Below are 26,472 nucleotides of genomic sequence, written 5' to 3'. Positions count from 1 at the left end.
CGCAGAAACGCCAGACGGTTCGTTGAATTCGTGTTACGCCGATACTTCGCGGCGGGCATGCTGTTGCGCATGCAGGCGGGTAAAGGCCCGGGCCAGGCGCAGCAGCATCTCTTCGATGTTGCCCTTGCTCACGGTCAGTGCCGGCGAAAAGCGCACCACATCCGCTTGCGGCGCATTGAGCAGCAGGCCTTCGTGCAAGGCCGCCTGAACCAGGTCATGGGCCAGGTTTTCCTGCAGCTGCAAGGCCCAGAGCAGGCCCTGGCCGCGCACCTCGCCCTGGCCATAGCGACCGGCCAGGCGGCTCAGGCCATCGCGCAGGTGGCGGCCACTGTCCTGCACATGCTCGAAGAAGCCCGGCTCCAGCACGGTGTCGAGCACCGCCAGGCCCGCTGCGCTCATCAGCGCATTGCCGTGGTGGCTGCCCTCCAGCTCACCGGGCTCGGCACAGCAGGCACTGCCACGGGCCAGCAGGGCGGCCAGTGGTACGCCGCCACCCAGGCCCTTGCCCAAGGTGATGATGTCGGCGCGCACACCATAGGTTTCCTCGGCCAGCAGCGCGCCACAGCGGCCGATGCCGGTCTGCACCTCGTCGAGGATCAGCAGGATGCCCAGCTCGCGGCACAACGTTTCGACACCCTGCAGGTACGCTTTGGTCGCCGGGATGACACCTGCCTCACCCTGAATCGGTTCGAGCATGATCGCCACCGTGCGCGAGTCGACTTGCGCATGCAGCGCCGCCAGGTCGTTGAATGGCACCTTGCTGAAACCGGGCAGTCCAGGTTCGCAACGGTTGCACGGCAGCGGGTCGGATGCCGAAAGCGCGCCCAGGCTGCGGCCATGACAGCCCTGGCTGGCGGTGATGATGTGATAGGCCCCGTTGCGGTGCCGCTGGCCCCACTTGCGCGCCAGCTTGATCGCCCCTTCACAGGCTTCGGCACCGCTGTTGAGCAGGTAAGCCTGCTCGCTGCCGGTGCTCTCGCAGAGGCGATCGACCAAAGCCAGCAGGCCGCGGTTGTGGTAACCGGCGCCCGGGTTGATCAACGCCTGGGCCTGATTGCCCAGTGCCTTGACCAGCACGCTGGGGCTATGGCCAAGGCTGTTGACCGCACAACCCTGGGTGAAATCCAGGTAGGCGCGCCCTTCGTTATCCCACAACCACGAACCCTGGCCACGCACGAATACGTGATCGGCACGCGCGCTGCCTGGCATCAGGCGCTCGCGAGACGGTGCCGGGGCGTCTGCTTCGATCACCGGCGCACGCATAGGCTCGGCAACCGCGGCAGGGGCCGAGCGGCGCAGGTTGAACAGGTTCATCAGGGCTCCAACCAATCACGGTAAAGGGCGGCCAGGGTCCGGTCTTGCTGCCGGCACTTGATAATTTTGCCTTGCCTATCAAAAGTGTTTTTCAAACGGGGTAACAATCCAGCCAATGCTCGCTGTAACCCGTTGCAATGCCGCGATAGACTAGGCTTCGGCAGCGCTTGCGGCCATTCCGTTTTTCCAGCTTTTTCGATAAGTGTTAGTTATGGATTTTCGCCAACTGCGTTATTTCGTCGCGGTGTATGAAGAAGGCCATGTCGGCCGCGCTGCCGAACGCCTGTCATTGTCTCAGCCGGCACTCTCGCAACAGATTCGCCAGCTCGAACACAGCCTCGACCTGAGCCTGTTCGAACGCAGCAACAAACGGCTGCTGCCCACCCTGGCGGCGCACACCTTGTACAACCATGCGCTGCCCTTGCTCGACGGGCTGCAACGGGCCCATGAGGCGATGCGCAACTTCAAGGGACAGTCACTGCGCACGCTGGCCATCGGCGTGCTGCAAACGGTACGGCCGAGCCTGGTGCCGCAGTTGCTGGAGCGGGTGCGCAAGGCTCAGCCGCACCTTGTGGTGCAGATCTATGAACTGTCGGGGCTGGAGATCGAGCGGCGCCTGCTCAATGGCAGCCTGGACATCGGCATCAGCTACCTGCCTCCGCGCCAGCCCGGCCTGCACGGCATGCTGCTGTACGAGGACGAGCTGCAGCTGGTCATCCCGGATACTCATCCATTGAAGGACTTCAAAAAGGTATCCATCCGTCAGGCCGCAGAGTTGCCCATGCTCATGCTGGGCGAGGAATTCCAGATCCGCCAGATCTGGAAGGAGCAGCTGGCCAGCCAGGGCCGCCGACCTCAGGTTCAGGCAGAAATGAACAATATGGCGGGGATTCTCGACAGCCTGGCCCACACCGCGTTGGCCACGATCCTGCCCGGGCGGGCCAAGGATGCCGCCGAAGATGACCAAGGGCTGCTGTGGAAGCCGTTGAGCGAACCACGCGTTCCGCTCAAGGTTGGCCTGGTGTTCCGTGACGCCCAGCGTCAGCAGGCTTCGGTGGAGTTGCTGCGCAATCTGCTGGAGGAAGAAGCCGATGCCAGGCCGCTGGGCACCTCGCCGCTGGATGTGCTTGGCTAAAACACGCGCACAAAGAAAACCCCGCCTAAGCGGGGTTCTCCAGACTGTTTCCCTGTGACATCCCTATCGCCCCGCCACCCTGGCAGGAAATCCTTCGTTGTCCCTGTTCTGTCCTTTGCGCTTCCTGCGCAACGTCCATGTAAGAAAGAGTAACTGTGGATCCAATCTGGGGCCAGTGGCGAAAAGTCACCACGTCATGTAGGAAAAAGCTTACATGCGGCCTTCAGCAATCAGAATTGCTCGGCGTCCAGCAGGTACAGCGACTCGCTCCCCGCCTTCACCGACGCCACCAGCGAGGTCACGCGCGGCAACAAGCGGGCGAAATAGAACCGCGCAGTGCCCAGCTTGGCCGAGTAGAACGCCTCATCGCCCTCGCCCGCCTTGGCTGCCCGCGCCATCAACGCCCACATGTAGGCATAGGCGACATAACCGAAGGCATTCAGATAGTCGACCGACGCAGCGCCGATTTCATTCGGGTTGCCCTTGGCCTGCTCCAGCACCCATTCAGTCAGCCCGTCGAGCTGGTCCAGGTAGGCCGCCAGCGGTTTGGCAAACTCGTCCAGCTCGCTGCCGGCAGTGGCAATGAACTGGCGGATTTCACCCGAGAACAGCCGGTAGTACGCACCACCGCTGGCTACCACCTTGCGCCCCATCAGGTCCAAGGCCTGGATACCGTTGGTGCCTTCGTAGATCTGGGTAATGCGCACGTCGCGCACCAGTTGCTCCTGGCCCCACTCGCGAATGTAGCCGTGGCCGCCGAATACCTGCTGGCCATGCACCGTGCACTCCAGCCCCTGGTCGGTGAGGAACGCCTTGGCCACCGGCGTCAGCAGCGCCACCAATTCTTCGCTGCGTTTGCGCGTGGTGGGGTCTTCGCTGTACTTGGCACTGTCCAGCTGCATCGCCACGTAGGTGGAGAAGGCGCGGCCCCCCTCGATCTGGGCTTTCATGGTGAGCAGCATGCGGCGCACGTCAGGGTGCACGATGATCGGGTCGGCGACCTTGTCCTTGGCCTGGGGGCCAACAGGAGCGCGGCTCTGCAAGCGGTCGCGGGCGTATTCCACGGCGTTCTGGTAGGAACGTTCCGCCGTGGCCAGGCCCTGGATGCCAACACCCAGACGCTCGTAGTTCATCATGGTGAACATCGCGGCCAGGCCCTTGTTCGGCTCGCCGACGATGTAGCCCACGGCCTCATCGAAGTTCATCACACAGGTGGCCGACGCCTGGATACCCATCTTGTGCTCGATCGAGCCGCAATTGGCCGGGTTGCGCGCACCGAGGCTGCCGTCCTCATTGACCAGGAACTTCGGCACCAGGAACAGCGAAATGCCCTTGGGACCTGCCGGTGCGTCCGGCAGCTTGGCCAGCACCAGGTGGATGATGTTCTCGGTCAGGTCGTGCTCACCGCCGGTGATGAAGATCTTGGTGCCGCTGACCTTGTAGCTGCCATCGGCCTGGGGCTCGGCCTTGGTGCGGATGATGCCCAGGTCGGTACCGGCATGGGGCTCGGTCAGGCACATGGAACCGGCCCACACGCCGGCATACATGTTCGGCAGGTACTTTTCCTTGAGTGCCTCGCTGGCGTGGGCGTTGATCGACAGACAGGCACCCGCGGTCAGCATCGGGTACAGGCCGAAGGCCAGGCTCGACGCATTGACCATTTCCTCGACCTGCGCGGAGATTGCCTTGGGCATGCCCATGCCGCCGAACAGCGGGTCACCGCCCACACCTACCCAACCGCCTTCGGCGTAGGTCTTGTAGGCCTCGATGAAACCAGCGGGCGTGCGCACGGCGCCATTGTCCCAGTGGCAGCCTTCTTCGTCGCCGGCGCGGCTGAGCGGAGCAATGCTTTTGCTGGTGACCTTGCCGGCCTCTTCCAGGACGGCCATGGCGGTGTCGGCATCGACCGCCTCGGCCAGCTCGGGCAGTTGTGCCCACTGCTCGGCCACGTTGAAGACTTCATTCAGAACGAAGCGCATGTCGCGCAATGGTGCTTTGTAGTCCGCCATGACAACCTCTCGCTAGTCGGGGTCGGGGGCGGTCCGAAGGGACCGCGGCTCGGGGTTGAAATCAAGTGTAACCGAACAACTTTTTAGAGACATAGGGTCATCAAGCGACCAATAAGTCATTTTCGGTCACGCAGTTCGTACCGCCCCACGCTGCGATTGTTGCCCATGAACCATGACGCAATTACGCCCGGCACCCTTGGCACTGTAGAGGGCCTGGTCGGCGGACTTGAGCACTTCCTCCGGGTTCCGGTGCTCGGCCTGGCGCTCCGCCACGCCGATGCTGATGGTCACCGACACCGTTCCGCCGCCGCTGCCAGCGCGGCGTTGACGCCCCGCCGAGTCGTCCTGCGGGCGGTTGTTCTGGTCGCGCAACTGCATGGCATAGTTGGCGATCATCTCGCGCACCGCTTCCACATGCGGCACGCATTCCTCTGCGGTCTTGCCCGCGAATACCAGGGCGAACTCCTCACCGCCATAGCGATAGGCACGCCCGCCTCCGGTAATTTTCGACAAGCGGCTGGCGACCAGGCGCAGCACCTGGTCGCCCACGTCGTGGCCGTGGGTGTCGTTGAATTTCTTGAAGTGGTCGACGTCGGTCATGGCGATCACATAATTGCGCCCCAGACGTTGCATGCGCTCATTCAAGGCGCGGCGCCCCGGCAGCCCTGTGAGCTCGTCACGGAAGGCCATCTGGTAGGCCTCATGGGATACCGCGGCAGCGATCATCAGCATCACCTGGCTGCACATGATGTTCAGGGTGAACGGCAGGATGAACGTCTTGGGCAGCATCCAGAAAATACCCACCAGGCCGATCAGCTGGGCGGCGTGCAAGGGCCTCGGCTCGCGCAGGTATTGCACCACCAGCAGGATGAAGACACCGACGAACAGCGGATAGACCATCTGGATCAGGCTCATCCACTGGCCATGCAGCGATGGCCAGCGGATCTCGGCCAACCAGGCCAGCAAGGCGTCGGGGAAACTCTGCTCCAACGCCACCGCGACGCTGCCAACCGCGAACAGCACGGCGAACCGGGCAAGCAGGTCCTGGGCAAGGTGGGTTCGCTCCTGCCAGGCACCGAACAGACCGAACAAGGCCGGTAACAGCAGGCAGACGAGGTGGAAGATCACCGCCGCGTCTTCCCGCACCCGTCCATTGTCGCGGTAATAATCGGTCTGGGTATCGAGCAGGAAATAAGCGATGTACACCGTGACCATCAGAAACAGTTCGCGCTGGCGACGGTATACGGCGCAATAAGCACCACCCAGCAATAGCACCAACGTGGGCAATACGTTGAACAGTGAAGTGAAGAAGACGTTGAGGTCTCTTACGTAAGCCGCCGCAAGCCCTGCCAGCAACAGAAACAACGAAGGCAGAAAGTGGCTAGCGCGTACAGCGTTTGGACGAAACAAGGGTAATCTCCAACCCGGCAGATCAATAATGGCATTGTGCCTCCACTTCATCGGCAGCGCACATGAATAGATGAGGACAAAGGTGATTAACGGCCGCAGGGGCGGAGGGCTTGAGCTTTTCTTGCAACTGGACCTCAGGGCTCGCGCTGCGTACCAAAGCATGAAAACCCGCCTACCACTGTGGGTAGGCGGGTTTTCATCACACGCCAGTGATGCAATGTGTCGTTACAAGTCGTTGTTGAATGGCAGCAGTGGTCCCTGCAGAGCGGAGCGACCTTCGGCCCCCACGGCATTGAGTTGGAAAATGGCGTCCTGCGCTGGCCGAGAGGGGGACGTCGAACCCTGCGCGACGGAGTTCTCATCGCCCTTCTCACCCTGTGGCAGCATCAGTGAGGGGTGATCGAACGGTGCCCGTTCCCACGCGACGCGCGGATCAAGCAAGCCGACCTCCATGAACTTGACCAGTGCATCCACTTCCTCCGGGGTCAGGTTCAGCGGGGTCATGTCCGGGTCAAGGTTGGAGCCGTTGTGCTGATTGACGGCCGGATGTTCGAAACCGCTGGTGTTGCTGGCGTCTTCGCCACGCCGGTCGCCGCCGCGGTTGTAGAACTCCATGACCTGTTGCAGCGTTGCCCGGCTGCCGTTGTGGAAATACGGCCCGGTCAACGCAATGTTACGCAGCGTCGGGGTCTTGAAGGCGCCATCGACCGAGTCGCGGAAACCGACACTGGGCTTGAGTGTCGCGTCGCAAGGGACCGCTGCGCTCAGCGGCGCCTCGAACGTGCAGACATCGACATCCAGTGGGTCAGGGATATTCCCGCCTTGCAGCAGCGTGTTGTATTGACGGGTGAACGACAATGGATTGCCCCAGGCGTCCGAAGCGCCCAGCGCCAGGTCTTCCGAGGTCGGGCGCACTCCGGTGTTGTAGAAACCGTTGTCGTAGAGCGTGGTCAGGCCGTCCGCCATGACCATGCGCTCGATGCGCTCACGAGGCTCGAACAGCAGCCGGCTGCCCGCATTGGTCAACTCCGCGCCACCATGGCAGGCAACACACTTGCCCTTGCCCAGGAACAGCTCCATGCCTTTCACCTGCTGAGCGTTCATGGCGCTGAGGTTGCCCTGCAGATAGGCATCCAGCGGTGCCTGGTCGGAGATCAACGTGGCCTCGTACATCTGAATCGCCAGCCCGAAGAACAGCGAGAAGTTCGCTTCCATCTGGCTGTAGGGCTGACCGCCCAGCGATACCTGTTGCGTGGCATTCCACAGGCGCGGCTGGAATGCGTTCTTGATCAGTTCGCGATAGGTCGGCCGGCGGGCACTGGAGACGGGCCCGAGCACCGAATCGGTGGGCGAGATTTTTTGCCCCCTGAGCATCATGGTATCGAGCATGCGCCGACCAATGTCAGCGAAGGTACGCCCGCCACAGGACATTTCCACCGCGCTGCCGGGAGGCCCCACGGCTTGCGAGGCCGCCGAGGCATCCTTGAGGGCCAGTCGTGCCTTGACTGCCACGCCACTGCGATCATTGGTCACGAAGATTGCGGCGTCCGGGTCGCGATTGCCGAACGGCGAGAAGCCGTTGAACACGTTATTGGCCCGACCATCCCAGAAGTTGCGGACGTTGAAGGCCGCATTGATGACCGAAGGCGCATTGCGCCCGGTGCTGCGCCGCACGTTGATACCGCCCACCTGGAAAATTCCGTCAGGTTGCCGTGTGCACTGGTCGAAGCGCGATTGCCGGGGTTTGACGAAGTTGGCCTCGATCACGCCTTGTGAGCCGATGACGTCATCCGTGGAATAGACAATCATCGAGTTGCGATCCAGAGGATTGGTCAGCACGTGAGTCGGGAAGTCCCCTTTTTTCAATGTGTAGTTCGGGCCGCCCTTGCCACCGGAGCGGGTGGCGTAGCTGGGCACGTCGCCAGGAATATCGGCGGCCGTGAAAGGCTTGTTGAAGATCGATGCAACGTTCGCATTGGTATTGGCCTGGCCGGGGTTGATCTGGTTGGTGACCCGGTGATCGACACCCGCGTGGTAATGGCAGGAAGCGCAGGCGGTGGTGCCGTCACTGCCGATCGCCATGTCCCAGAACAAGGCCTTGCCCAACGTGATTGCTGCCACGCGATTGGTCACGTAGTCGGACATGAGGTCGACCTTGCGACCATCCTCGGTACCAGAAGGATCCGGCGGGATCATGCCACGCAGTGAGTTCAGACTGGGGACTTCCGGCGCTGGCGCAGGGGGCTCGGCCGGGTCCGCGGCCCGTACGCTCATGAACGGCAAGCCGACAGCGGCGAGGGTCATCGCTATCGCGCAGGCCAGGCGGGGGATTCGCAACGTTCTCAGATATTCAGCCATGATGAACTTCCCGATTCAGCACGGAGTAGCCAGCTCCGTTATTTGCCTGTGTCGAGATGAACTCATCTGCTATCCATCTTGCAGCTTGCAGCTTCACCCACTTCAACTGAACGTTGTTTGGGCAGCGCAAGGCCTCGCTGGCAAGGTAATCTCTTGGCTCAGGTTATTTTCAAAACCGATCGTTCACGCACGCAGTGCGCTTAATGCCAACATAGCTGTAACAAAGTATTTCAGCTGAAAAAATCAGTATTTTTTTATACCGACTCATTCACGGGATCATGTCAATAAATTCTGACAACCCCGCTTCCTCAATTCCGGTGTTAGTTCCCCACCACTATTGGGTGCCATTCCCCGAAACCCCTTTAGCCAGCGCTCACAGAGGGCAAGCGAGCGCCGAAAATAGAAGCTTCAAGAATTTGGCAATGTAATTGCTAACTCATACTGATCGACAATCAATAGTTGGAGCCAGCCTGAACCCTGACTCAGATGTAATTCAATAAACATGAATAACTGCACGTGCGCGCAAGTTGTACTGCGTCAGCATTGGCTATTGGATTTTCCCTGCGCCATTTTGAAATCCCCAAAAAAAACGCCGCTCACTAGGAGCGGCGTTTTTTGAGTACTTCACTCGGGCTTAATAACCCAGCGAGAAGTCCTCTTCCTTCATGTCCATCAGGTTATTGGCACCCGACAGCATGGTCGCCACATGCGTACGGGTACGTGGCAGGATGCGCTGGAAGTAGAAGCGCGCGGTCTGCAGCTTGGCGGTGTAGAACGCCTCCTCGCTGGTGCCGGCGGCCAGTTTCTCGGCAGCCAGGCGGGCGATGTCGGCCCAGAAGTAGGCCAGGCAGGCATAACCGGAATACATCAGGTAGTCCACCGAAGCGGCGCCCACTTCTTCGCGGTCTTTCATCGCTGCCATGCCGACCTTCATGGTCAACTCACCCCACTCCTTGTTCAGCGCGGCCAAGGGTTCGACGAACTCCTTGAGTGCATCGACGCCTTCCTGGGCCTGGCAGAACTTGTGCACGATCTTGGTGAAACCCTTGAGCGCTTCGCCCTGGGTCATCAGCACTTTACGGCCAAGCAGGTCGAGTGCCTGGATACCCGTGGTGCCCTCGTACAGCATGGAGATACGGCTGTCGCGCACGTTCTGCTCCATGCCCCACTCGGCGATGAAGCCGTGGCCACCGTAGATCTGCACGCCATGGTTGGCAGCTTCGAAACCGACTTCGGTCATGAAGGCCTTGGCGATCGGAGTCAGGAAGGCCAGCAGGGCGTCGGCCTTCTTGCGCTCTTCCTCGTCCTGGCTGTACTTGACGATGTCCACCTGCTTGGCGGTGAAGTACACCATCGCGCGGTTGCCCTCGGCGAAGGCTTTCATGGTCAGCAGCATGCGACGCACGTCCGGGTGGACGATGATCGGGTCGGCGGCCTTGTCTGGCGCTTTCGGGCCGGTCAGGGAACGCATCTGCAGGCGGTCACGGGCGTATTTCAAGCCACCCTGGAAGGCCACCTCGGCGTGTGCCAGGCCCTGCAGTGCGGTGCCCAGACGCGCGGTGTTCATGAAGGTGAACATGCAGTTCAGGCCCTTGTTGGCTGGGCCGATCAGGTAGCCGGTGGCGCTGTCGAAGTTCATCACGCAGGTGGCGTTGCCGTGGATGCCCATCTTGTGCTCGAGGGAGCCACAGCTCACGCCGTTGCGCTCACCCACACCGCCTTCGGCGTTGGGCAGGAACTTCGGCACGATGAACAGCGAGATGCCCTTGGTGCCAGCGGGTGCATCAGGCAGGCGGGCCAGGACGATATGGACGATGTTATCGGCCATGTCGTGCTCACCAGCGGAAATGAAAATCTTGGTGCCGGACACTTTGTACGAACCGTCGGCTTGCGGCTCGGCCTTGGTACGCAGCATGCCCAGGTCGGTGCCGCAGTGTGGTTCGGTCAGGCACATGGTGCCGGTCCACTCACCGCTGACCAGCTTGGTCAGGTAGGTGTGCTGCTGCTCTTCGGTGCCGTGGGCCGAGATGGTGTTCATCGCGCCATGGGACAGGCCCGGGTACATGCCCCACGACCAGTTGGCGCCGCCGACCATTTCGCTCAGGGCCAGGCCCAGCGACTCCGGCAGACCTTGGCCACCATGGGCGACGTCGTGCGCCAGGCTCGGCCAGCCACCTTCGACGAACTGCTCGTAGGCTTGCTTGAAGCCGGTCGGCGTTTTCACGCCCGATTCGCTCCAGGTGCAACCTTCCAGGTCGCCGACACGGTTCAGCGGGGCCAGCACCTGCTCACAGAACTTCGCGCCTTCTTCGAGGATCGCGTCGACCATGTCGGGCGTGGCGTCCTGGCAACCCGGCAGGCTCTGATAGTGCGCCTCGTAGCCGAGCAGCTCGTCGCGGACGAAACGAATATCACGCAAGGGGGCTTTGTAATCAGGCATTGCGATGAACCTCTGTGATGAGTTCGGTAGGGAGACCGCTGATACCGACCAGCTCTTGGTGGCTTTCGGTCAAACAGTTGTTTGAAACTAACGTTTAGTACGACTGGAGTCAAGGAGGGGCAGTGGTGTCATTAACGCCACGAAAAATGGCATTCATGCCATTTCAGAAAAACGGGTGCTCAAAATGACTGTGGGAGCGGACTTGCCCCGCGAATGCGCCAGTCCAGACAGCATGAAGTTGTCTGGACTGGCGCATTCGCGGGGCAAGCCTGCTCCCACAAAGGGTGTCCGCCGTGCTTTCGAAATCAGGCGTAGGTGTCGATGAAGCGACCGAGCATTTCGTCGGACGCCTTGGCGACCTTCGTGCCGAGTTCGGCTTCGGTCTTGCCCAAGGCCAGCTGCACGGTGCTGGTGGCCAGGTCCATCTGCTGGCTGCGATCGACAGCTCGCAGGCGTTCGGCCTGAAAGTCGCTGGACTGGCTGGTGGCGGCTCGCTCGACGGTGGTGCTGGCGATCTGGCCGGCGGCCTGGTCGATTCGGTTCTGACCCGTGTGGATGGCGCTGAGGCCGGCGTAGTAGGCGGAGTTGCCGGTGATTTCCATGTCAGTACTCCAGTAACGCTGGATTGAAACAGACTGAATTAAAGCAGGCCAAGGCCAAAAAGGCCCGTTTAAATCCCTAATGGCCTAGTGCTAGCTGATAGACCAGGGTGATGCCTGCTAATCCAGCAAGTCCAGCTGCAGGTGCTCCGCCACCGCATCCGCCGTGGCCACCTTGAGCCTGGGCACACGCCCAAGGCAGGGTGCCGGCAGGCGTTCCGCCAGGCTGGCAAGGTTCTCTTCGAGTCTTGAAGTACGCGGCTCGATGATGTTGGCCACCCAGCCCGCCAGTTGCAGCCCATCGCGCGCGATCGCCTCGGCACTGAGCAAGGCATGGTTGATGCAGCCCAGGCGCACGCCCACGACCAGGATCACCGGCAGCTTCAGGGCAATCGCCAGGTCGGAGAGGTTGGCATGATTGGACAAGGGCACCCGCCAGCCCCCCGCGCCTTCGACCAGGGTGAAATCCGCCCCTTGGTCCAGTACATAGCGCATCGCGTTCAGCAGGGCCGGCACTTCCAGCACCACACCGGCCTCGCGTGCGGCCACGTGGGGCGCAATGCCGGGCTCGAAGGCAAAAGGGTTGACCGCTTCATACTCAAGCTTCAGCGTGCTTTCGTCGATCAAGGCCTGGGCATCGGCATTGCGCAGGCCTTTGGCGGTGACCGTGCAGCCGGAGGCCACCGGTTTGGCCCCCAGGGTGCTCAGGCCCTGCAGCCGTGCCGCATGCAGCAGCCCTGCCGCGATGGTGGTCTTGCCAACATCCGTGTCGGTGCCGGCGATGAAATAGGCTTGGCTCATGTCACTCCTCTCATGCCCGTGGCTTGCGCATCACACCATAGACCACCTGGTAGGTGGCTGGCAGCCCTTGGGGCTTACGAAACGCCTCGTATGCCTGCAGCAAACCTTGCATGCGGGCGCGCCCGGTCAGCCCGGAAGGCCGCCCTGGGTTGAGATTGTGGGCGCCCAGCGCCTTGAGTTCATGGGTCAGGCTGCGCACATCCGGGTAATGCAGCACATGCGCCCGTCGCTGCAGGCCGACCTGCTCGAAACCACTGGCCGCGCACAGGCGCTGATAGTCCTCGAACTGGCGGAAGCGGTTCACATGCACCATGCCATCCACTGCCTGCCAACTGGCACGCAACTCATCGAGCGTGCCGACACACAGGCTGCTGAAGGCCAGCACGCCACCGGGTCGCAACACCCGTTGGGCCTCGTTCAATACGCTGGCGAACTGACCGCACCACTGCACCGCCAGGCTGGAAAACACCAGGTCGACACTGGCATCGCGCAGCGGCAAGCGCTCGGCATCCCCGGCCACGTGATAGGCAGCGCCAGCCTGTTCGCCGCGGGCATGGCGCAACATGCCTTCGGCGATATCCACCGCCACACCGCTGGCAGACGCGAAGCGCTCGGCCAGCACCCGGCTGAAGTGGCCGGTGCCACTGCCCAGGTCGAGCCAGCGCGAGGGCGCCAGGTCGTCCGGCAGCTGCTCCAGCAGGCTCACGCCCACCGCGCGCTGCAGGGCCGCCACGCTGTCGTAGCTGGACGCCGCACGGGAAAACGAGGCGGCCACCTGGCGCTTGTCCGGCAGCGCACCGGGCAGGGTTGGACGGGAAAGGTCAGTCATCGCCACTCTCATGCAGGAAACTCTTGATGCCCGCCGCCAGCTCCTGAGGATATTCCAGCAGGAAGGCGTGGGAACTGTCTTCGACCAGACCGACTTCAATGTCGGGTAGCAGCTCGCTGAGGGCCTTGGCCGCTTCGGCCGGCACCAGCGCATCGCTGCCGGCGAACAGGTGCAGCTGCGGCCCGCCGTAGGCCTGCAACGCTTCACGGGTATCCAGCTTGGCCAGTACTTCAAGCCCGGTAGCCAGGTACAGCGGATCGGTATCCGGCACACCGACGCCCAGCTGGCGCAACAGCGTGCGCGGTTGTTGCGCGCCGTCGCTGCACAAGCTGCGAAAACGCTTGAGGGTCACCGACGCATGACTGCGGCAACCATCCAGGAAGGTGCCGAAGGTATCTTCGGCCATGCCAGGCCAGCCCGGGCGAGCCACGAAACAGGGGTTGCTGGCCAGGGTCAGCAACCCGCAACAATGGTCGCCACGCTTGCGCGCCAGCTCGCTGGCAAGCATGCCACCGAACGACCAGCCACCCAGCCAGGTATCGGAAGGCAGTTTGCGGTCAAGGTGGTCTACCCAGGCTTGTACATCGGCGTCGGCCAGCTCCGGCAGCGGCATCAGCTCGACCTGCAGGCGCGCATCCTGCGCCCGCAGGCTGGCGGCCAGCGGCTCCAGTGCGGCGGTGCCCAGCCCCCAGCCAGGCAGAAGGATCAGTCGGTTACGCATCGGCGGCCTCCAGCTGTGGATAACACTCGGCCAATGCATTCAACAATAGCTGTACCTGCGCCTCGCTGTGCGCAGCGCTCAGGGTCACGCGCAGGCGTGCGCTGCCGACAGGTACGGTGGGCGGGCGGATCGCGGTAACCAGAAGGCCACGCTCGCGCAGCATTCGCGACAGCCGCAGGGCCTGCGCACTGTCGCCAATCAGGATCGGCTGGATCGGCGTCGGGCTGTCCAGCAGTTGCAGTCCGATCTGCTCGGCGCCTTCGCGGAACTGCTGAATCAACGCAGCCAGGTGCTCACGCCGCCAGGTTTCGCGGCGCAGCAGCTCCAGGCTCTTGAGCGTGGCACAGGCCAGTGCGGGCGGCTGACTGGTGGTGTAGATGTAGGGCCGGGCGAATTGCACCAGCGCCTCGATCAGCTCTTCGCTGCCGGCGACGAAGGCACCTGAGGTGCCGCACGCCTTGCCCAAGGTGCCGATCAGCACCGGCACGTCATCGATGCCCAGGCCGTAGTGTTCGACGATACCGCCACCCTGAGCGCCCAAGGTGCCCACACCGTGAGCGTCGTCGACCATCAGCCAGGCACCGCGCGAGCGCGCGACCTTGGCCAGTGCCGGCAGGTCAGCGAGGTCGCCGTCCATGCTGAACACCCCGTCGGTCACCACCAGTGTGTTGCCGACAGCTTTGTCCAGACGGCTGGCCAGGCTGGCCGCATCGTTGTGCAGGTAGCGGCTGAAGCGCGCACCGCTGAGCAGGCCACCATCGAGCAAGGACGCGTGGTTCAGGCGGTCCTGGAGCACGGTGTCGCCCTGCCCCACCAAAGCGGTGATGGCACCGAGGTTGGCCATGTAGCCGGTGGAAAAAAGCAGGGCGCGCGGGCGGCCGGTCAATTCGGCCAGCGCCTCTTCGACAGCATGGTGCGGCGTGCTGTGGCCAATCACCAGGTGCGAGGCCCCACCACCGACACCCCAGCGCTCGGCGCCGGCCTGCCAGGCGGCAATGACCTCGGGATGGTTGGCAAGGCCCAGGTAGTCATTGCTGCAGAAGGCCAACAACGGCTGGCCGTCGACCACCACTTGCGGCCTCTGCGGGGTTTCCAGCAACGGCCGCTGCCGATACAGGTCTGCGGCGCGCCGTTCGGCCAGGCGCGCCGCCAGATCGAAGGCCATCTCAGGCAGACGCAGCGTCGTAGAACAGCTCGCTGCTGCGTTGCTCGACCAGCGCCTGCTCGATGGCGGCCTGGTGCACTTCGTCGGCATGCTCTTCGCGTGCTTCGGGCTTGATGCCCAGGCGAGCGAACAACTGCATGTCCTTGTCGGCCTGCGGGTTGGCGGTGGTCAGCAGCTTTTCGCCGTAGAAGATCGAGTTGGCACCGGCCATGAAGGCCAGGGCCTGCATCTGCTCGTTCATCTGCTCGCGGCCGGCGGACAGCCGAACGTGGGACTTGGGCATGAGGATGCGCGCCACTGCCAGCATGCGGATGAAATCGAACGGGTCGACATCTTCTTCCTCGGCCAACGGCGTGCCGGCTACCTTCACCAGCATGTTGATCGGTACCGATTCCGGGTGCTCGGGCAGGTTGGCCAGCTGGATCAGCAGGCCGGCGCGGTCATCGAGCGATTCGCCCATGCCCAGGATGCCGCCGGAGCAGATCTTCATCCCGGCATCACGGACGTAGGCCAGGGTCTGCAGGCGTTCGCTGTAGGTACGGGTGGTGATGATGCTGCCGTAGAACTCCGGCGAGGTATCGAGGTTGTGGTTGTAGTAGTCCAGGCCGGCCTGGGCCAGGGCCGCGGTCTGCTCCTGGTCGAGCTTGCCGAGGGTCATGCAGGTTTCCAGGCCCATGGCCTTCACCCCTTTGACCATCTCCAGCACGTAGGGCATGTCCTTGGCGGACGGATGCTTCCAGGCGGCGCCCATGCAGAAGCGGGTAGAGCCGATGGCCTTGGCCCGTGCGGCTTCTTCCAGCACCTTCTGCACTTCCATCAACTTCTGCTTTTCCAGCCCGGTGTTGTAGTGGCCGGACTGCGGACAATATTTGCAATCTTCGGGACAGGCGCCGGTCTTGATCGACAGCAGCGTCGAAACCTGTACTCGGTTCGGGTCGAAGTGCGCGCGGTGCACCGTCTGCGCCTGGAACAGCAAGTCGTTGAACGGTTGCTGGAACAGTGCCTTGACCTCAGGCAGAGACCAGTCGTGACGTGTTGTTGCAGTTGTGCTGGCGCTCATCGGCGTTTCCTTGTTTAGGCTGTAGCTGGCGCCGAGGCACAAGTGCCCGCCAGCGCATCACGGATAGCTCGCATAGTCATTGAAGGCCTATGAACTGTCAACCATGGTTAAAGTCTCTGGTTTACAAGTGTACGAATATTGATCACTCATGTTCGCTCTGCAACGAACCGGCCGAGCAGCCCTACCCGCTGTGTGGCGCTTGCGAGCACGAGTTGCCCTGGCTGGATGAATACTGCCTGCGCTGCGCACTCCCCTTGCCGATGGCCGGCCTCACCTGCGGCCAATGCAGCCGCCGCGCGCCCGCCTTCGATCAGGTCATCGCACCCTGGCACTACGGGTTTCCGCTGGACACGCTGGTCAGCCGCTTCAAGCACGACAGCCAATGGCCGGTGGGCCGCCTGATGGCCGAACTGCTGAGCCTGAACCTGCGCCATCGTTTTCAGGAAGGCCTGTTGAAGCCCGCCTTGTTGTTGCCTGTACCGCTGGCCAGGCGTCGGCTGCGCGAGCGCGGCTTCAACCAGGCCGGCATGCTGGCGCGCTGGCTGTCGAAAGGCTTGGGCATCCGTTGCAACGAGCGGTTGTTGCTGCGTACACGCGAGACGCCTGCCCAGCAAAGCCTGGATGCCAGGGCGCGCCGACGCAATCTGCGCCAGGCTTTCGCGCTGGCCGATGAGGTATCGCTCGCAGGCATGCACGTGGCCGTGGTCGATGACGTGCTGACCACCGGCGCCACCGCGCAGGCCATCGCCCAGCTGTTGCGCCGGGCCGGGGCAGGCCGGATCGATGTGTATTGCCTGGCACGCACGGCAAAACCGGGGCAAGCTTGACGGGTCAGTCCCAGATAGGCGCCATCATGTCCCTGCCCGCCCTGCTCACCCAACACATTGCCCGCCGCCCCCAGCGCATCGCCTTGCTGCAGCACGTCGCCGATCAAGGCTCGATCACCCGCGCCGCCAAGGCCGCCGGTATCAGCTACAAGGCCGCCTGGGACGCCATCGACGAACTCAACAACCTGGCAAGCCAACCCCTGGTCGAGCGCAGCACCGGCGGCCGCGGTGGTGGTGGTGCACGGCTGTCGGCCGAAGGCGAGCGCGTGCTGCGCCTGTATCAACGCCTGCAGAACCTGCAGGCACAGCTGCTGGAAGCTGCCGAAGAATCCAGCGACCTCGACTTGCTCGGGCGCCTGATGCTGCGCACCAGCGCCCGCAATCAGCTGCAAGGCCAGGTCAGCGGTCTGCGCCGGGAAGGCCGGCATGATCGGGTGAGCCTGGCCCTGGGCGGCGGGCTGGAGATCGACGCGTTGATCACCCATGACAGCACCGAGCGCCTGGAGCTGACACTGGGCACCGTGGTGGTGGCGCTGCTCAAGGCGGGCTGGGTGCAATTGCTGGGCGTACGCGACGACGCCGAAGCAGGTAGCAATGTGCTCAAGGCGACCGTCGAAGAGGTACTTGAAGACGGGCATGAACCCAGTGAAGTGCGCTTGGCGCTGAGCAACGGGCAGACGCTGTATGCCTTTGCCGAGGTGCAGTGGCTTGTGGAGCACCCCCTGCAGGCGGGGAGCGAGGTGCGTGTGCAGTTCCATCCCTCCAGCGTACTGCTGGGGGTACCCGTTTAGTCTGGCCGCGCTTCGCGCGGTTCGTGGGGCAAGCCCGCTCCCACAGGTACACACGGCGGGGATCCGGTAGGAGCGGGCTTGTCCCGCGAAGGGGCCGGCACTGATACCATGAGCCCTTGCAGCCCACCCCGGAGCACTCATGTCGCACCCCTTCTCCACCCTCACCCCCGACCTGGTTCTGGACGCCGTGGAAAGCCTCGGCTTTCTCAGCGACGCCCGCGTCCTCGCGCTGAACAGCTATGAGAACCGCGTCTACCAAGTAGGCATCGAGGATGCGCAGCCACTGATCGCCAAGTTCTACCGCCCGGGCCGCTGGAGCGACGCAGCGATCCTCGAAGAGCACCGCTTCAGCGCCGAACTCGCCGACCTCGAAGTCCCCGTGGTCGCCCCGCTGCAGCACGAAGGACAGACCTTGTTCGAGCACCAGGGTTTTCGCTTCACCCTGTTCCCCCGTCGTGGCGGGCACGCACCGGAACCCGGCAACCTCGACCAGCTCTACCGCCTCGGCCAACTGCTTGGCCGCCTGCACGCCGTGGGCGCGGCACGCCCGTTCGAACACCGTGAGGCATTGGCTGTGGACAACTTCGGCCACGCCTCGTTGGCCACCTTGCTCGACGGCGGCTTCGTCCCCAAAGACCTGCTGCCAGCGTTCGAGTCCGTAGCCCGCGACCTGCTCAAGCGCGTCGAAGACGCCTACGCCCGCACGCCCCACAAGGTCATCCGCCTGCATGGCGACCTGCACCCCGGCAACCTGATGCACCGCGACGAGGTCTACCACGTCGTCGACCTCGATGACTGCCGCATGGGCCCGGCAGTGCAGGACTTGTGGATGATGCTCGCCGGCAGCCGCGAAGAGCGCATGGGACAACTGGCAGAGCTGATCGATGGCTACAACGAGTTTCACGATTTCGATCCGCGCGAGTTGGCCCTGATCGAGCCGCTGCGCGCCCTGCGCCAGTTGCACTACAGCGCCTGGCTGGCGCGGCGCTGGGACGACCCGGCGTTCCCGCCGAGCTTCCCGTGGTTCGGTCAGCCACGTTATTGGGGCGACCAGATTCTCGCCCTGCGCGAACAACTGGCCGCGCTGGATGAACAACCGCTGAAATTGTTCTAGAAGCGCGCCTCGCTCTGTCTACAATAGGCGTCGCTTCAATTAGCTTCCTAAGCAAGGATTCTGCATGCACGCCGCAAACCCGCGCCACGGGTACATCCTGGGCCTTGGTGCCTACATCATCTGGGGCTTGTTCCCGCTGTACTTCAAAGCCATTCAGAACGTTCCCTCGGTGGAGATCATTGTCCACCGGGTGCTCTGGTCAGCCCTGTTCGGCTCCCTGCTGCTGCTGGTGTGGAAACACCCTGGCTGGTGGCGCGAGCTGCGCGAAAACCCGCAGCGGCTGGCCATCCTCGCCCTCAGCGGGTCGCTGATCGCCGGCAACTGGCTGACTTACGTGTGGTCGGTGAACAACGGTCGCATGCTTGAGGCCAGCCTCGGCTACTACATCAACCCACTGGTGAACGTGCTGCTGGGCATGCTGTTGCTGGGTGAGCGCCTGCGCCGCCTGCAATGGGTGGCCGTGGGCATGGCGGCGCTCGGTGTGGCGCAACAGGTATGGCAGGTTGGCAGCTTGCCGTGGGTATCGCTGGCGCTGGCGCTGAGCTTCGGCTTCTACGGCCTGATCCGCAAAAAGGCGCCGGTCGCGGCGCTGCCTGGGCTGGTGGTGGAAACCTGGATGCTGGTCCCGCTGGCGCTGGGCTGGCTGTTGTTGAACCCCACCGCAATGAGCGCCCAGCCGGCGTTCTACAGCAGCAGTGAGGCGCTATGGCTGATGGCTGCAGGGCCGGTGACGCTGGTGCCGCTGGTGTGCTTCAACGCTGCGGCGCGTCACCTGCCCTACACCACTTTGGGCTTCTTGCAGTACCTGGCGCCTACCTTGGTGCTGATGCAGGCGGTATGGCTGTTCGACGAGCACTTGTCACCCAGCAGCCTGGTGGCGTTCGTGTGCATTTGGGCCGGCCTGGCGCTGTACAGCGTCGATGCGTGGCTGAGTCTGCGCAAGCGAGCCTGATCAAAAAACGATCAGAACTGTGCAGGCCACGTCGTTCGTGGCCTGCACAGAGATCTCCAAAGGTTATCCACACCCTCGTCCCCGTGGTTTGTGCACAAGCCACTGAAAACTGGGTGTTTTTTGCTCAAATCGCGGGAGGGCTCGGCCTTGTTGGGCTGGCGAGGTGCGCCCCCAGCTTATCCACAGGGCCGTCCCCGTTATATCGGGATAAAACTCGGGGCCGCTTCGCGCCCCAATCGCCGGCAAGCCGGCTCCCACATTGCTCGCGGCGCTGCTCAACCTTGTGGGAGCAACTGTCTTGCTCAATTTCTAAAAGCTGGCGCGATTCCTGTGGGAGCTGGCTTGCCAGCGATGGGGCGCGAAGCGGCCCCGGCAATCCAGGGTCAATCTTCCGGCCGCAGCTTCAACTCCACCATCAAGTCATCTGCCAGGCTCTCCAACTTCTGCTGCAGCTCATCCAGCGACAAGGTCAGCGGCAGCGCCAGCAAGGCATCGGCATGGAACAACGGCTCACTGCTCATCGGTGCGGGGCGCACCTCGGTGGTGAAGCGCTCCAGGTTCACGCCGTGGTCAGCCAGCAAACGGGTGATATCACGCACGATCCCTGGCCGGTCATTGCCCACCAGCTCCATCGCGATGGGCTTCCAGGTGCAGGAGGGTTCGATGCCGCTTTCGGCGATCAACACCCGAATACTGTACTGGCTCAGCGCCTGCAGCGACTTCACCAGCTCATCGTAATTCTCCGCCGGCACCGCCACCCGCAAGATCCCGGCGAACTGCCCGGCCATGCGCGACATGCGGCTCTCCAGCCAGTTACCGTTATGGTCGGCAATGCACTGGGCAATGCGTTCGACCTGGCCGGCCTTGTCAGGGGCAATCACGGTCAGTACAAGATGATCCACAGGGCCTTCCTCTGCGTCAGGTCGCCTGAAACGGCGAAAATACGGGGGATCGACTCAGTATAGGCAAGGCGCGGCAACCTGCCGCAGGACAGTTCGCAGAACTAATCGTGTACTGTTTCAAGATTTATCTGGAACAATCCACCGGTTTTTTGCGAACATAGCCACTCCCAGCGTGACCCGACGCGACCACACGGTCGCAGAGCGGCGCTTTGAGTCTGATGTTTACCTGCCTGCTGCTTCATGTAGTATGCGCTGGCGCGGACTACAAAACGTCGTTTCGATGTCTGCCAAGGCGCCTGTGAAAATACGCCAACCGCCCGCCAGCCTGTCTGGCGAGCCGCACCCAGCCGCGCTCGTGGATGACGAGAGCAAGCACTGGTGCCGTGTTTAGAGAAGCGCTACAGGCTTAATACAGAAGAGCGAAAGCGAAATAGCTGAGCAGAGGTGAGGCAAGCAATGACTGGATACGTTCAAGTCGGTGGCCTTCAGGTCGCCAAGGCCCTGTACGACTTCGTCAACAACGAAGCGATCCCTGGAACTGGCGTCAAAGCCGATGCGTTCTGGGCCGGGGCAGAAAAGATCATCAACGACCTCGCCCCAAAGAACAAAGCCCTGCTCGCCAAGCGCGACGAGCTGCAGGCCAAGATCGACGCCTGGCACCAGGCGCGAAAAGGCCAGGCCCATGACGCCGTAGCCTACAAAAGCTTCCTCCAGGAAATCGGCTACCTGCTGCCGCAAGTCGAAGACTTCCAGGCCACCACTCAGAACGTGGACGAAGAAATCGCCCGCATGGCCGGCCCGCAGCTGGTGGTGCCGGTGATGAACGCCCGCTTCGCCCTGAACGCCGCCAACGCCCGCTGGGGCTCGCTGTACGACGCGCTGTACGGCACCGACGCCATCAGCGATGAAGGCGGCGCGGAAAAAGGCCAAGGCTACAACAAGGTGCGTGGCGACAAGGTCATCGCCTTCGCCCGCGCCTTCCTCGACGAAGCCGCGCCACTGGCGGCCGGCTCGCACGTCGACTCCACCGCTTACCGCATCGAAGGCGGCAAGCTGGTTGTCACCCTCAAGGGCGGCAGCAACAGCGGCCTGCGTGACGATGCCCAGCTGATCGGCTTCCATGGCGACGCCGCCGCACCGACCGCCGTGCTGCTCAAGCACAACGGCCTGCACTTCGAAATCCAGGTCGACGCCAGCACCCCGGTCGGCAGCACCGACGCTGCTGGCGTCAAAGACATCCTGATGGAATCGGCCCTGACCACCATCATGGACTGCGAAGACTCGGTCGCCGCCGTCGATGCCGACGACAAGGTCATCGTCTACCGCAACTGGCTGGGCCTGATGAAAGGCGACCTGGCCGAAAGCGTGAGCAAAGGCGGCAAGACCTTCACCCGCACCATGAACCCGGACCGCGAGTACGCAGCGCCCAATGGCGGCAGCGTTACCCTGCACGGTCGTTCGCTGCTGTTCGTGCGCAACGTGGGTCACCTGATGACCAACCCGGCGATCCTCGACGCCCAAGGCAACGAAATCCCCGAAGGTATCCAGGACGGCCTGTTCACCAACCTGATCGCCCTGCACAACCTCAATGGCAACACCAGCCGCAAGAACACTCGCACCGGCAGCGTGTACATCGTCAAGCCGAAGATGCACGGCCCCGAAGAAGTGGCGTTCGCCGCCGAGATCTTCAGCCGCGTCGAAGACCTGCTGGGCATGCCGCGCAACACCGTCAAGGTCGGCATCATGGACGAGGAGCGCCGTACCACGGTCAACCTCAAGGCCTGCATCAAGTCGGCCGCCGAGCGCGTGGTGTTCATCAACACCGGCTTCCTCGACCGTACCGGTGACGAGATCCACACCTCCATGGAAGCCGGCGCCGTGGTGCGCAAGGGCGCCATGAAGAACGAGAAGTGGATCGGCGCCTACGAGAACAACAACGTCGACGTCGGCCTGGCCACCGGCCTGCAAGGCCGTGCGCAGATCGGCAAGGGCATGTGGGCCATGCCGGACCTGATGGCTGCCATGCTCGAGCAGAAGATCGCTCACCCGCTGGCCGGCGCCAACACCGCCTGGGTACCGTCGCCAACCGCCGCCACCCTGCACGCCCTGCATTACCACAAGGTCGACGTGCAGGCGCGTCAGCGCGAACTGGCGTCGCGCGTGCCAGCTTCGGTGGACGATATCCTGACCATCCCGCTGGCTGCCGACACCAACTGGTCGGCCGACGAGATCCGCAACGAGCTGGACAACAACGCCCAGGGCATCCTGGGTTACGTGGTGCGTTGGATCGACCAGGGCGTCGGTTGCTCGAAGGTGCCGGACATCAACGATGTCGGCCTGATGGAAGACCGCGCCACCCTGCGTATCTCGGCCCAGCTGCTGGCCAACTGGCTGCGCCACGGCGTGGTCAGCCAGGAGCAGGTGCTGGAAAGCCTCAAGCGCATGGCTGCGGTGGTCGACAAGCAGAACGCTGGTGACGCCCTGTACCGTCCGATGGCGCCGAACTTCGACGACAACGTCGCGTTCCAGGCGGCTGTGGAGCTGGTGGTCGAGGGTGCCCAGCAGCCGAACGGTTATACCGAGCCGGTGCTGCACCGTCGTCGTCGCGAGTTCAAGGCGCGTAACGGCCTGTAAATTGTAGGGGGCTGTTCTGGCCCTATCGCCGGCAAGCCGGCTCCCACAGGTAAAACACAAGCCCTAAGGCTGGTGCTGCACCTGTGGGAGCCGGCTTGCCGGCGATAGGGCCAGAGCAGGCACCCACACTATTCGAGCTTCAACTCCTTCTTCACCAGCCCCAGCAACTTGCCCAGGTCCACCGGCTTGAGCAGGAAATCCACCACTCCCAGGTGCATCACGTCCACCGCCTCCTTCACATCGGTGTCGCCCGACACCACGATGATCGACAACGCCGCCCGCTCCGACTCACGAATCTGCCGGATCAGCTCCAGGCCATCCTTGGGCTCCATGCGCAGGTCGGTGATCATCAACGCAATGCGCGGCTCGTAGTGCAGCTTGAACATCGCCTCCTGCGCGCCATCGGCCACCATGCTGTCGATGCCCCTGCTCTTGAGGTACAAGCTCAAGGCCCCGCTGTTCACCGGGTTGTCATCGACCACCAGCACCACAGGTTTCGGCGCAACCGGCGCACTCACCACGGCCAAAGCTTCACGTTCGGCTTCACTCAGGATGTCGTCATGCTCAACCATGGTCGTCTCGTCAAAAAAATAGCCCGCTCAGTCGGTAGGACCGCACCTTGCGAAATTGATCACAGCCCGCTCATAGACTTACGTCCAATGGGCACCACACGGCCGCCAGCCGACCATGGGGGCCGAGAACAACAAGGCCGGCACCTATATATAGATATATATAGTTCGGCGTAGCGATACGGTCAGTTTCATGAGCAAAAAGGACGCCTACAGCCAGGCGGGCAGGACAGCCGTCCTGCAGAACATCCAGGGTACCCTGCAGTTTCTGCAGCGCTTCCCACCGTTCAACCAGATGGAGCACAGCCACCTGGGCTTTCTGGTGGAACAGTGCCAGCTGCGTTTCTACGCCAGCGGCGAAAGCATCCTCAAACCCGTGGATGGCCCGGTCGAGCACTTCTACATCGTCAAGCAGGGGCGCGTGGTCGGCGAACGCCAGCACCTGGTCAAGCCGGGCGTGGAAACCACCTTCGAGATCACCAGCGGCGAATGCTTCCCGCTGGCCGCCCTGCTCGGCGAGCGCGCTACCCGTACCGAGCACCTCGCCGGTGAAGACACCTTCTGCCTGCAATTGAACAAGGCAGCCTTCATCCGCCTGTTCTCGATGTCGGATGTGTTTCGAGATTTTGCGCTGCGCGGCGTCAGCAGCCTGCTCGACCAGATCAACCAGCAAGTGCGCCAACGTGCAGTGGAAACCCTCGGCACCCAGTATTCGCTGAACACACCGCTGGGCGAACTGGCCATGCGTCACCCCGTGGTCTGCGCCCCGGATACGCCGCTGCGCGAGGCCGTGCGGCTGATGCACGAGCATCAGGTCGGCAGCATCGTGGTGGTCGACCCGCAGCGCTACCCGGTGGGCATCTTCACCTTGCGCGACCTGCGCCAGGTGGTGGCAGCGGCCGACGCCGACCTCGGTGCGCCGATCGACCGGCACATGACCGCCCAGCCGTTCTACCTCAGCCCGCAAGCCAGTGCCTTCGACGCGGCCATGGCCATGACCGAGCGGCACATCGCCCACGTCTGCCTGGTGGACCACCAGCGCCTGTGCGGCGTGGTTTCCGAACGCGACTTGTTTTCCCTGCAACGGGTCGACCTGGTGCACCTGGCGCGCACCATCCGCCATGCGCCGCGCCTGGACACACTGGTATCGCTGCGGGGCGAAATCGGTCAACTGGTCGAACGCATGCTCGCCCACGGCGCCTCCTCGACCCAGATCACCCAGATCATCACCCTGCTCAACGACCACACGGTCTGCCGGGTGATTGAACTGGCATTGGCCGAGCGCGGCGACCCCGGCGTACCCTTCAGCTGGCTGTGCTTTGGCAGCGAAGGCCGGCGCGAGCAGACGCTGCACACCGACCAGGACAACGGCATCCTGTTCGAAGCCCGCGACAGCGCCGAAGCCGAGAGCATCCGCGCCCGCCTGCTGCCACTGGCCCAATACATCAACCAGTGCCTGGCCCAGTGCGGCTTCACCCTGTGCAAAGGCAATGTCATGGCCGGCAACCCCGAGCTGTGCCTGTCGCGCGCCGAATGGACACGGCGCTTCGCCGGCTTCATCCGCGAAGCAAGCCCGGAAAACCTGCTGGGTTCGAGCATCTACTTCGACCTGCGTGTGGTCTGGGGCGACGAACAGGGCTGCGAGCAGCTGCGCCAGAGCCTGCTCGAACAGGTGGCCGACAACCGTATCTTCCAGCGCATGCTGGCCGACAATGCCCTGCGCCAGCGGCCACCGGTAGGCCGTTTGCGCGACTTCGTGCTGACCCGCCAGGGCAACGACAAGGCCGCCACCCTCGACCTCAAGGTCCAGGGCCTGACGCCCTTCGTCGATGGCGCCCGCTTGTTGGCGCTGGCCAATGGCATTGGCGCCTGCAACACCTTGGAGCGCCTGCGCCAGCTGGTCGACAAAGGCGTCATCGAAGCACTCGATGGCGCAGCCTATGAAGAGGCCTACCACTTCATCCAGCAAACCCGCATGCAGCAACACCAACGCCAGAGCCGCGACAACCTGCCGTATTCCAACCGTCTCGACCCGGACAGCCTCAACCACCTGGATCGGCGCATCCTGCGCGAGTCCCTGCGCCAGGCCCAGCGCCTGCAGAGCAGCCTGGCCCTGCGGTACCAGCTATGAGCCTGTTCGCCTGGCTGCGCCCTGCCGCTGTGCCGCTGGACGACGCCCTGCGTGAGCGCCTTGCGCGCCTTCCCAGGCCTGCGCCGTTGGGCGTCTGTTCCTTGCGCGAACAACGCTGGGTCGTCCTCGACCTGGAAACCAGCGGCTTGAACCCCAGCCGCGATCAGGTGTTGTCGATTGGTGCCGTTGCCATCGAAGACGGGGCCATCGACTTTTCCCAACAGTTCGAGCGCACCCTGCACCGTCCGACGCAGAAGACCAACGCCAGCGTACTGATCCATGGCCTGGGGCCGAGTGCCCTGGCTGCCGGGTGCGACCCGGCCGAAGCCTTGCTCGATCTGCTCGAATTCATCGGCGCCAGCCCGGTGCTGGCCTTCCACGCACCGTTCGACCAACGCATGCTGGCCCGGGCACTCAAGCAGAGCCTTGGCTACCGGCTGCAGCAGCACTTTCTCGATGTGGCCGAACTGGCCCCGATGCTCAACCCCGATACCGTACTGCGCGAAGCCGGGCTGGACGATTGGGTCGCCCGTTTTGACCTGCACATCGAAGAGCGCCACCACGCCAGTGCCGATGCCCAGGTGACGGCGGAGCTGGCACTGATCCTGCTGAGCCAGGCCCGCCGTCAGCAGCTGGACAGCCCGTTGCAACTGGAACAGCGCTTGCGCGGATGGCGGCGGCGCAAGGCGCAGAGTCACGGCCTTTAGGCCC

21 protein-coding genes are annotated in these 26,472 nt (G+C 63.2%); 8 read left to right on the top strand and 13 right to left on the bottom strand.

Annotated elements, in window-relative coordinates; all coding sequences use genetic code 11:
- Positions 1 to 33: 33 nt before the first annotated feature.
- Positions 34 to 1,314 (bottom strand): aspartate aminotransferase family protein, encoded by a 1,281-nt coding sequence (locus ACIPZB_RS02620; protein ID WP_400638884.1) that lies wholly within the window; start codon positions 1,312 to 1,314, stop codon positions 34 to 36.
- A gap of 211 nt (positions 1,315 to 1,525) precedes the next feature.
- Here ACIPZB_RS02620 and ACIPZB_RS02615 point away from each other — a divergent pair, with 211 nt between their 5' ends.
- The gene (locus tag ACIPZB_RS02615) at positions 1,526 to 2,449 is read left to right on the top strand and encodes a LysR family transcriptional regulator (protein WP_400638883.1); all 924 of its coding nucleotides are present in this window, start codon (positions 1,526 to 1,528) and stop codon (positions 2,447 to 2,449) included.
- 230 nt (positions 2,450 to 2,679) lie between these two features.
- Here ACIPZB_RS02615 and ACIPZB_RS02610 read toward each other — a convergent pair whose 3' ends face one another.
- The 10 genes from ACIPZB_RS02610 to bioB all read right to left on the bottom strand — a co-directional run bounded on the left by ACIPZB_RS02610 (position 2,680) and on the right by bioB (position 15,841).
- Positions 2,680 to 4,458: an acyl-CoA dehydrogenase C-terminal domain-containing protein gene (locus ACIPZB_RS02610; RefSeq protein WP_400638882.1), complete on the bottom strand. Its 1,779-nt coding sequence runs from the start codon at positions 4,456 to 4,458 to the stop codon at positions 2,680 to 2,682.
- Positions 4,459 to 4,584: 126 nt separating this feature from the next.
- Entirely contained in the window at positions 4,585 to 5,868 is a 1,284-nt protein-coding gene (locus ACIPZB_RS02605; RefSeq protein ID WP_400638881.1) for a diguanylate cyclase, read from the bottom strand.
- Between the two features lie 225 nt (positions 5,869 to 6,093).
- Positions 6,094 to 8,226: a cytochrome-c peroxidase gene (locus tag ACIPZB_RS02600; protein ID WP_400638880.1), complete on the bottom strand. Its 2,133-nt coding sequence runs from the start codon at positions 8,224 to 8,226 to the stop codon at positions 6,094 to 6,096.
- A gap of 634 nt (positions 8,227 to 8,860) precedes the next feature.
- Entirely contained in the window at positions 8,861 to 10,666 is a 1,806-nt protein-coding gene (locus ACIPZB_RS02595; RefSeq protein ID WP_008095332.1) for a phenylacyl-CoA dehydrogenase, read from the bottom strand.
- Between the two features lie 305 nt (positions 10,667 to 10,971).
- Positions 10,972 to 11,268, bottom strand: a complete 297-nt coding sequence (locus ACIPZB_RS02590) for a hypothetical protein (protein WP_008095334.1) — start codon at positions 11,266 to 11,268, stop codon at positions 10,972 to 10,974.
- A gap of 117 nt (positions 11,269 to 11,385) precedes the next feature.
- Positions 11,386 to 12,066 (bottom strand): dethiobiotin synthase, encoded by a 681-nt coding sequence (gene bioD / locus ACIPZB_RS02585; RefSeq protein ID WP_008095337.1) that lies wholly within the window; start codon positions 12,064 to 12,066, stop codon positions 11,386 to 11,388.
- Positions 12,067 to 12,076: 10 nt separating this feature from the next.
- The gene (bioC, locus tag ACIPZB_RS02580; protein WP_400638879.1) at positions 12,077 to 12,895 is read right to left on the bottom strand and encodes a malonyl-ACP O-methyltransferase BioC; all 819 of its coding nucleotides are present in this window, start codon (positions 12,893 to 12,895) and stop codon (positions 12,077 to 12,079) included.
- Entirely contained in the window at positions 12,888 to 13,616 is a 729-nt protein-coding gene (locus ACIPZB_RS02575; RefSeq protein ID WP_400638878.1) for an alpha/beta fold hydrolase, read from the bottom strand. The genes bioC and ACIPZB_RS02575 overlap by 8 nt, the downstream gene beginning before the upstream one ends.
- Entirely contained in the window at positions 13,609 to 14,781 is a 1,173-nt protein-coding gene (bioF, locus tag ACIPZB_RS02570; RefSeq protein ID WP_400638877.1) for an 8-amino-7-oxononanoate synthase, read from the bottom strand. Before bioF ends, ACIPZB_RS02575 begins: the two co-directional genes overlap by 8 nt.
- Before the next feature lies 1 nt (position 14,782).
- Complete coding sequence (gene bioB, locus ACIPZB_RS02565) at positions 14,783 to 15,841, bottom strand: biotin synthase BioB (RefSeq protein WP_008095345.1); 1,059 nt, start codon at positions 15,839 to 15,841, stop codon at positions 14,783 to 14,785.
- 89 nt (positions 15,842 to 15,930) lie between these two features.
- Between bioB and ACIPZB_RS02560 the strand changes: the two genes are divergently transcribed.
- From ACIPZB_RS02560 to rarD, 4 genes are all read left to right on the top strand, one after another.
- A complete protein-coding gene (locus ACIPZB_RS02560; protein WP_400638876.1) occupies positions 15,931 to 16,668 on the top strand; it encodes a ComF family protein in 738 nt (245 codons plus the stop codon).
- 26 nt (positions 16,669 to 16,694) lie between these two features.
- Positions 16,695 to 17,459: a TOBE domain-containing protein gene (locus ACIPZB_RS02555; RefSeq protein WP_400638875.1), complete on the top strand. Its 765-nt coding sequence runs from the start codon at positions 16,695 to 16,697 to the stop codon at positions 17,457 to 17,459.
- A gap of 139 nt (positions 17,460 to 17,598) precedes the next feature.
- Positions 17,599 to 18,573 (top strand): serine/threonine protein kinase, encoded by a 975-nt coding sequence (locus ACIPZB_RS02550; RefSeq protein ID WP_400638874.1) that lies wholly within the window; start codon positions 17,599 to 17,601, stop codon positions 18,571 to 18,573.
- A gap of 64 nt (positions 18,574 to 18,637) precedes the next feature.
- The gene (rarD, locus tag ACIPZB_RS02545) at positions 18,638 to 19,525 is read left to right on the top strand and encodes an EamA family transporter RarD (RefSeq protein ID WP_400638873.1); all 888 of its coding nucleotides are present in this window, start codon (positions 18,638 to 18,640) and stop codon (positions 19,523 to 19,525) included.
- Positions 19,526 to 19,908: 383 nt separating this feature from the next.
- Here the strand turns inward: rarD and ACIPZB_RS02540 are convergent, their stop codons facing one another.
- A complete protein-coding gene (locus ACIPZB_RS02540; protein ID WP_008095353.1) occupies positions 19,909 to 20,427 on the bottom strand; it encodes a glycine cleavage system protein R in 519 nt (172 codons plus the stop codon).
- A gap of 456 nt (positions 20,428 to 20,883) precedes the next feature.
- On the opposite strand from ACIPZB_RS02540, the gene ACIPZB_RS02535 reads away from it, so the two are divergent.
- A complete protein-coding gene (locus ACIPZB_RS02535) occupies positions 20,884 to 23,061 on the top strand; it encodes a malate synthase G (protein WP_400638872.1) in 2,178 nt (725 codons plus the stop codon).
- A 128-nt stretch (positions 23,062 to 23,189) separates the two neighbouring features.
- On the opposite strand, the gene ACIPZB_RS02530 is transcribed toward ACIPZB_RS02535, so the two are convergent.
- A complete protein-coding gene (locus ACIPZB_RS02530) occupies positions 23,190 to 23,633 on the bottom strand; it encodes a response regulator (protein WP_400638871.1) in 444 nt (147 codons plus the stop codon).
- Between the two features lie 190 nt (positions 23,634 to 23,823).
- On the opposite strand from ACIPZB_RS02530, the gene ACIPZB_RS02525 reads away from it, so the two are divergent.
- Entirely contained in the window at positions 23,824 to 25,761 is a 1,938-nt protein-coding gene (locus ACIPZB_RS02525) for a putative nucleotidyltransferase substrate binding domain-containing protein (RefSeq protein ID WP_400638870.1), read from the top strand.
- Complete coding sequence (locus ACIPZB_RS02520) at positions 25,758 to 26,468, top strand: PolC-type DNA polymerase III (protein WP_400638869.1); 711 nt, start codon at positions 25,758 to 25,760, stop codon at positions 26,466 to 26,468. Before ACIPZB_RS02525 ends, ACIPZB_RS02520 begins: the two co-directional genes overlap by 4 nt.
- The last annotated feature ends 4 nt before the right edge of the window (positions 26,469 to 26,472 follow it).

This window comes from Pseudomonas sp. NPDC089396, from assembly GCF_044749545.1.
Taxonomy (GTDB): Bacteria; Pseudomonadota; Gammaproteobacteria; order Pseudomonadales; family Pseudomonadaceae; genus Aquipseudomonas.
The sequence above is the reverse complement of the archived record's forward strand: the minus strand, read 5'-3'. Positions and strand labels throughout refer to the sequence as shown.

Coding starts and splice junctions, on each gene's coding strand:
- ACIPZB_RS02600 (WP_400638880.1), bottom strand. CDS start 8,226: ATGGCTGAATATCTGAGAACGTTGCGAATCCCCCGCCTGGCCTGCGCG.
- ACIPZB_RS02550 (WP_400638874.1), top strand. CDS start 17,599: ATGTCGCACCCCTTCTCCACCCTCACCCCCGACCTGGTTCTGGACGCC.
- bioD (WP_008095337.1), bottom strand. CDS start 12,066: ATGAGCCAAGCCTATTTCATCGCCGGCACCGACACGGATGTTGGCAAG.
- rarD (WP_400638873.1), top strand. CDS start 18,638: ATGCACGCCGCAAACCCGCGCCACGGGTACATCCTGGGCCTTGGTGCC.
- bioB (WP_008095345.1), bottom strand. CDS start 15,841: ATGAGCGCCAGCACAACTGCAACAACACGTCACGACTGGTCTCTGCCT.
- ACIPZB_RS02595 (WP_008095332.1), bottom strand. CDS start 10,666: ATGCCTGATTACAAAGCCCCCTTGCGTGATATTCGTTTCGTCCGCGAC.
- ACIPZB_RS02560 (WP_400638876.1), top strand. CDS start 15,931: ATGAACTGTCAACCATGGTTAAAGTCTCTGGTTTACAAGTGTACGAAT.
- ACIPZB_RS02530 (WP_400638871.1), bottom strand. CDS start 23,633: ATGGTTGAGCATGACGACATCCTGAGTGAAGCCGAACGTGAAGCTTTG.
- ACIPZB_RS02520 (WP_400638869.1), top strand. CDS start 25,758: ATGAGCCTGTTCGCCTGGCTGCGCCCTGCCGCTGTGCCGCTGGACGAC.
- ACIPZB_RS02525 (WP_400638870.1), top strand. CDS start 23,824: ATGAGCAAAAAGGACGCCTACAGCCAGGCGGGCAGGACAGCCGTCCTG.
- ACIPZB_RS02575 (WP_400638878.1), bottom strand. CDS start 13,616: ATGCGTAACCGACTGATCCTTCTGCCTGGCTGGGGGCTGGGCACCGCC.
- ACIPZB_RS02590 (WP_008095334.1), bottom strand. CDS start 11,268: ATGGAAATCACCGGCAACTCCGCCTACTACGCCGGCCTCAGCGCCATC.
- ACIPZB_RS02535 (WP_400638872.1), top strand. CDS start 20,884: ATGACTGGATACGTTCAAGTCGGTGGCCTTCAGGTCGCCAAGGCCCTG.
- ACIPZB_RS02615 (WP_400638883.1), top strand. CDS start 1,526: ATGGATTTTCGCCAACTGCGTTATTTCGTCGCGGTGTATGAAGAAGGC.
- bioC (WP_400638879.1), bottom strand. CDS start 12,895: ATGACTGACCTTTCCCGTCCAACCCTGCCCGGTGCGCTGCCGGACAAG.
- bioF (WP_400638877.1), bottom strand. CDS start 14,781: ATGGCCTTCGATCTGGCGGCGCGCCTGGCCGAACGGCGCGCCGCAGAC.
- ACIPZB_RS02620 (WP_400638884.1), bottom strand. CDS start 1,314: ATGAACCTGTTCAACCTGCGCCGCTCGGCCCCTGCCGCGGTTGCCGAG.
- ACIPZB_RS02555 (WP_400638875.1), top strand. CDS start 16,695: ATGTCCCTGCCCGCCCTGCTCACCCAACACATTGCCCGCCGCCCCCAG.
- ACIPZB_RS02610 (WP_400638882.1), bottom strand. CDS start 4,458: ATGGCGGACTACAAAGCACCATTGCGCGACATGCGCTTCGTTCTGAAT.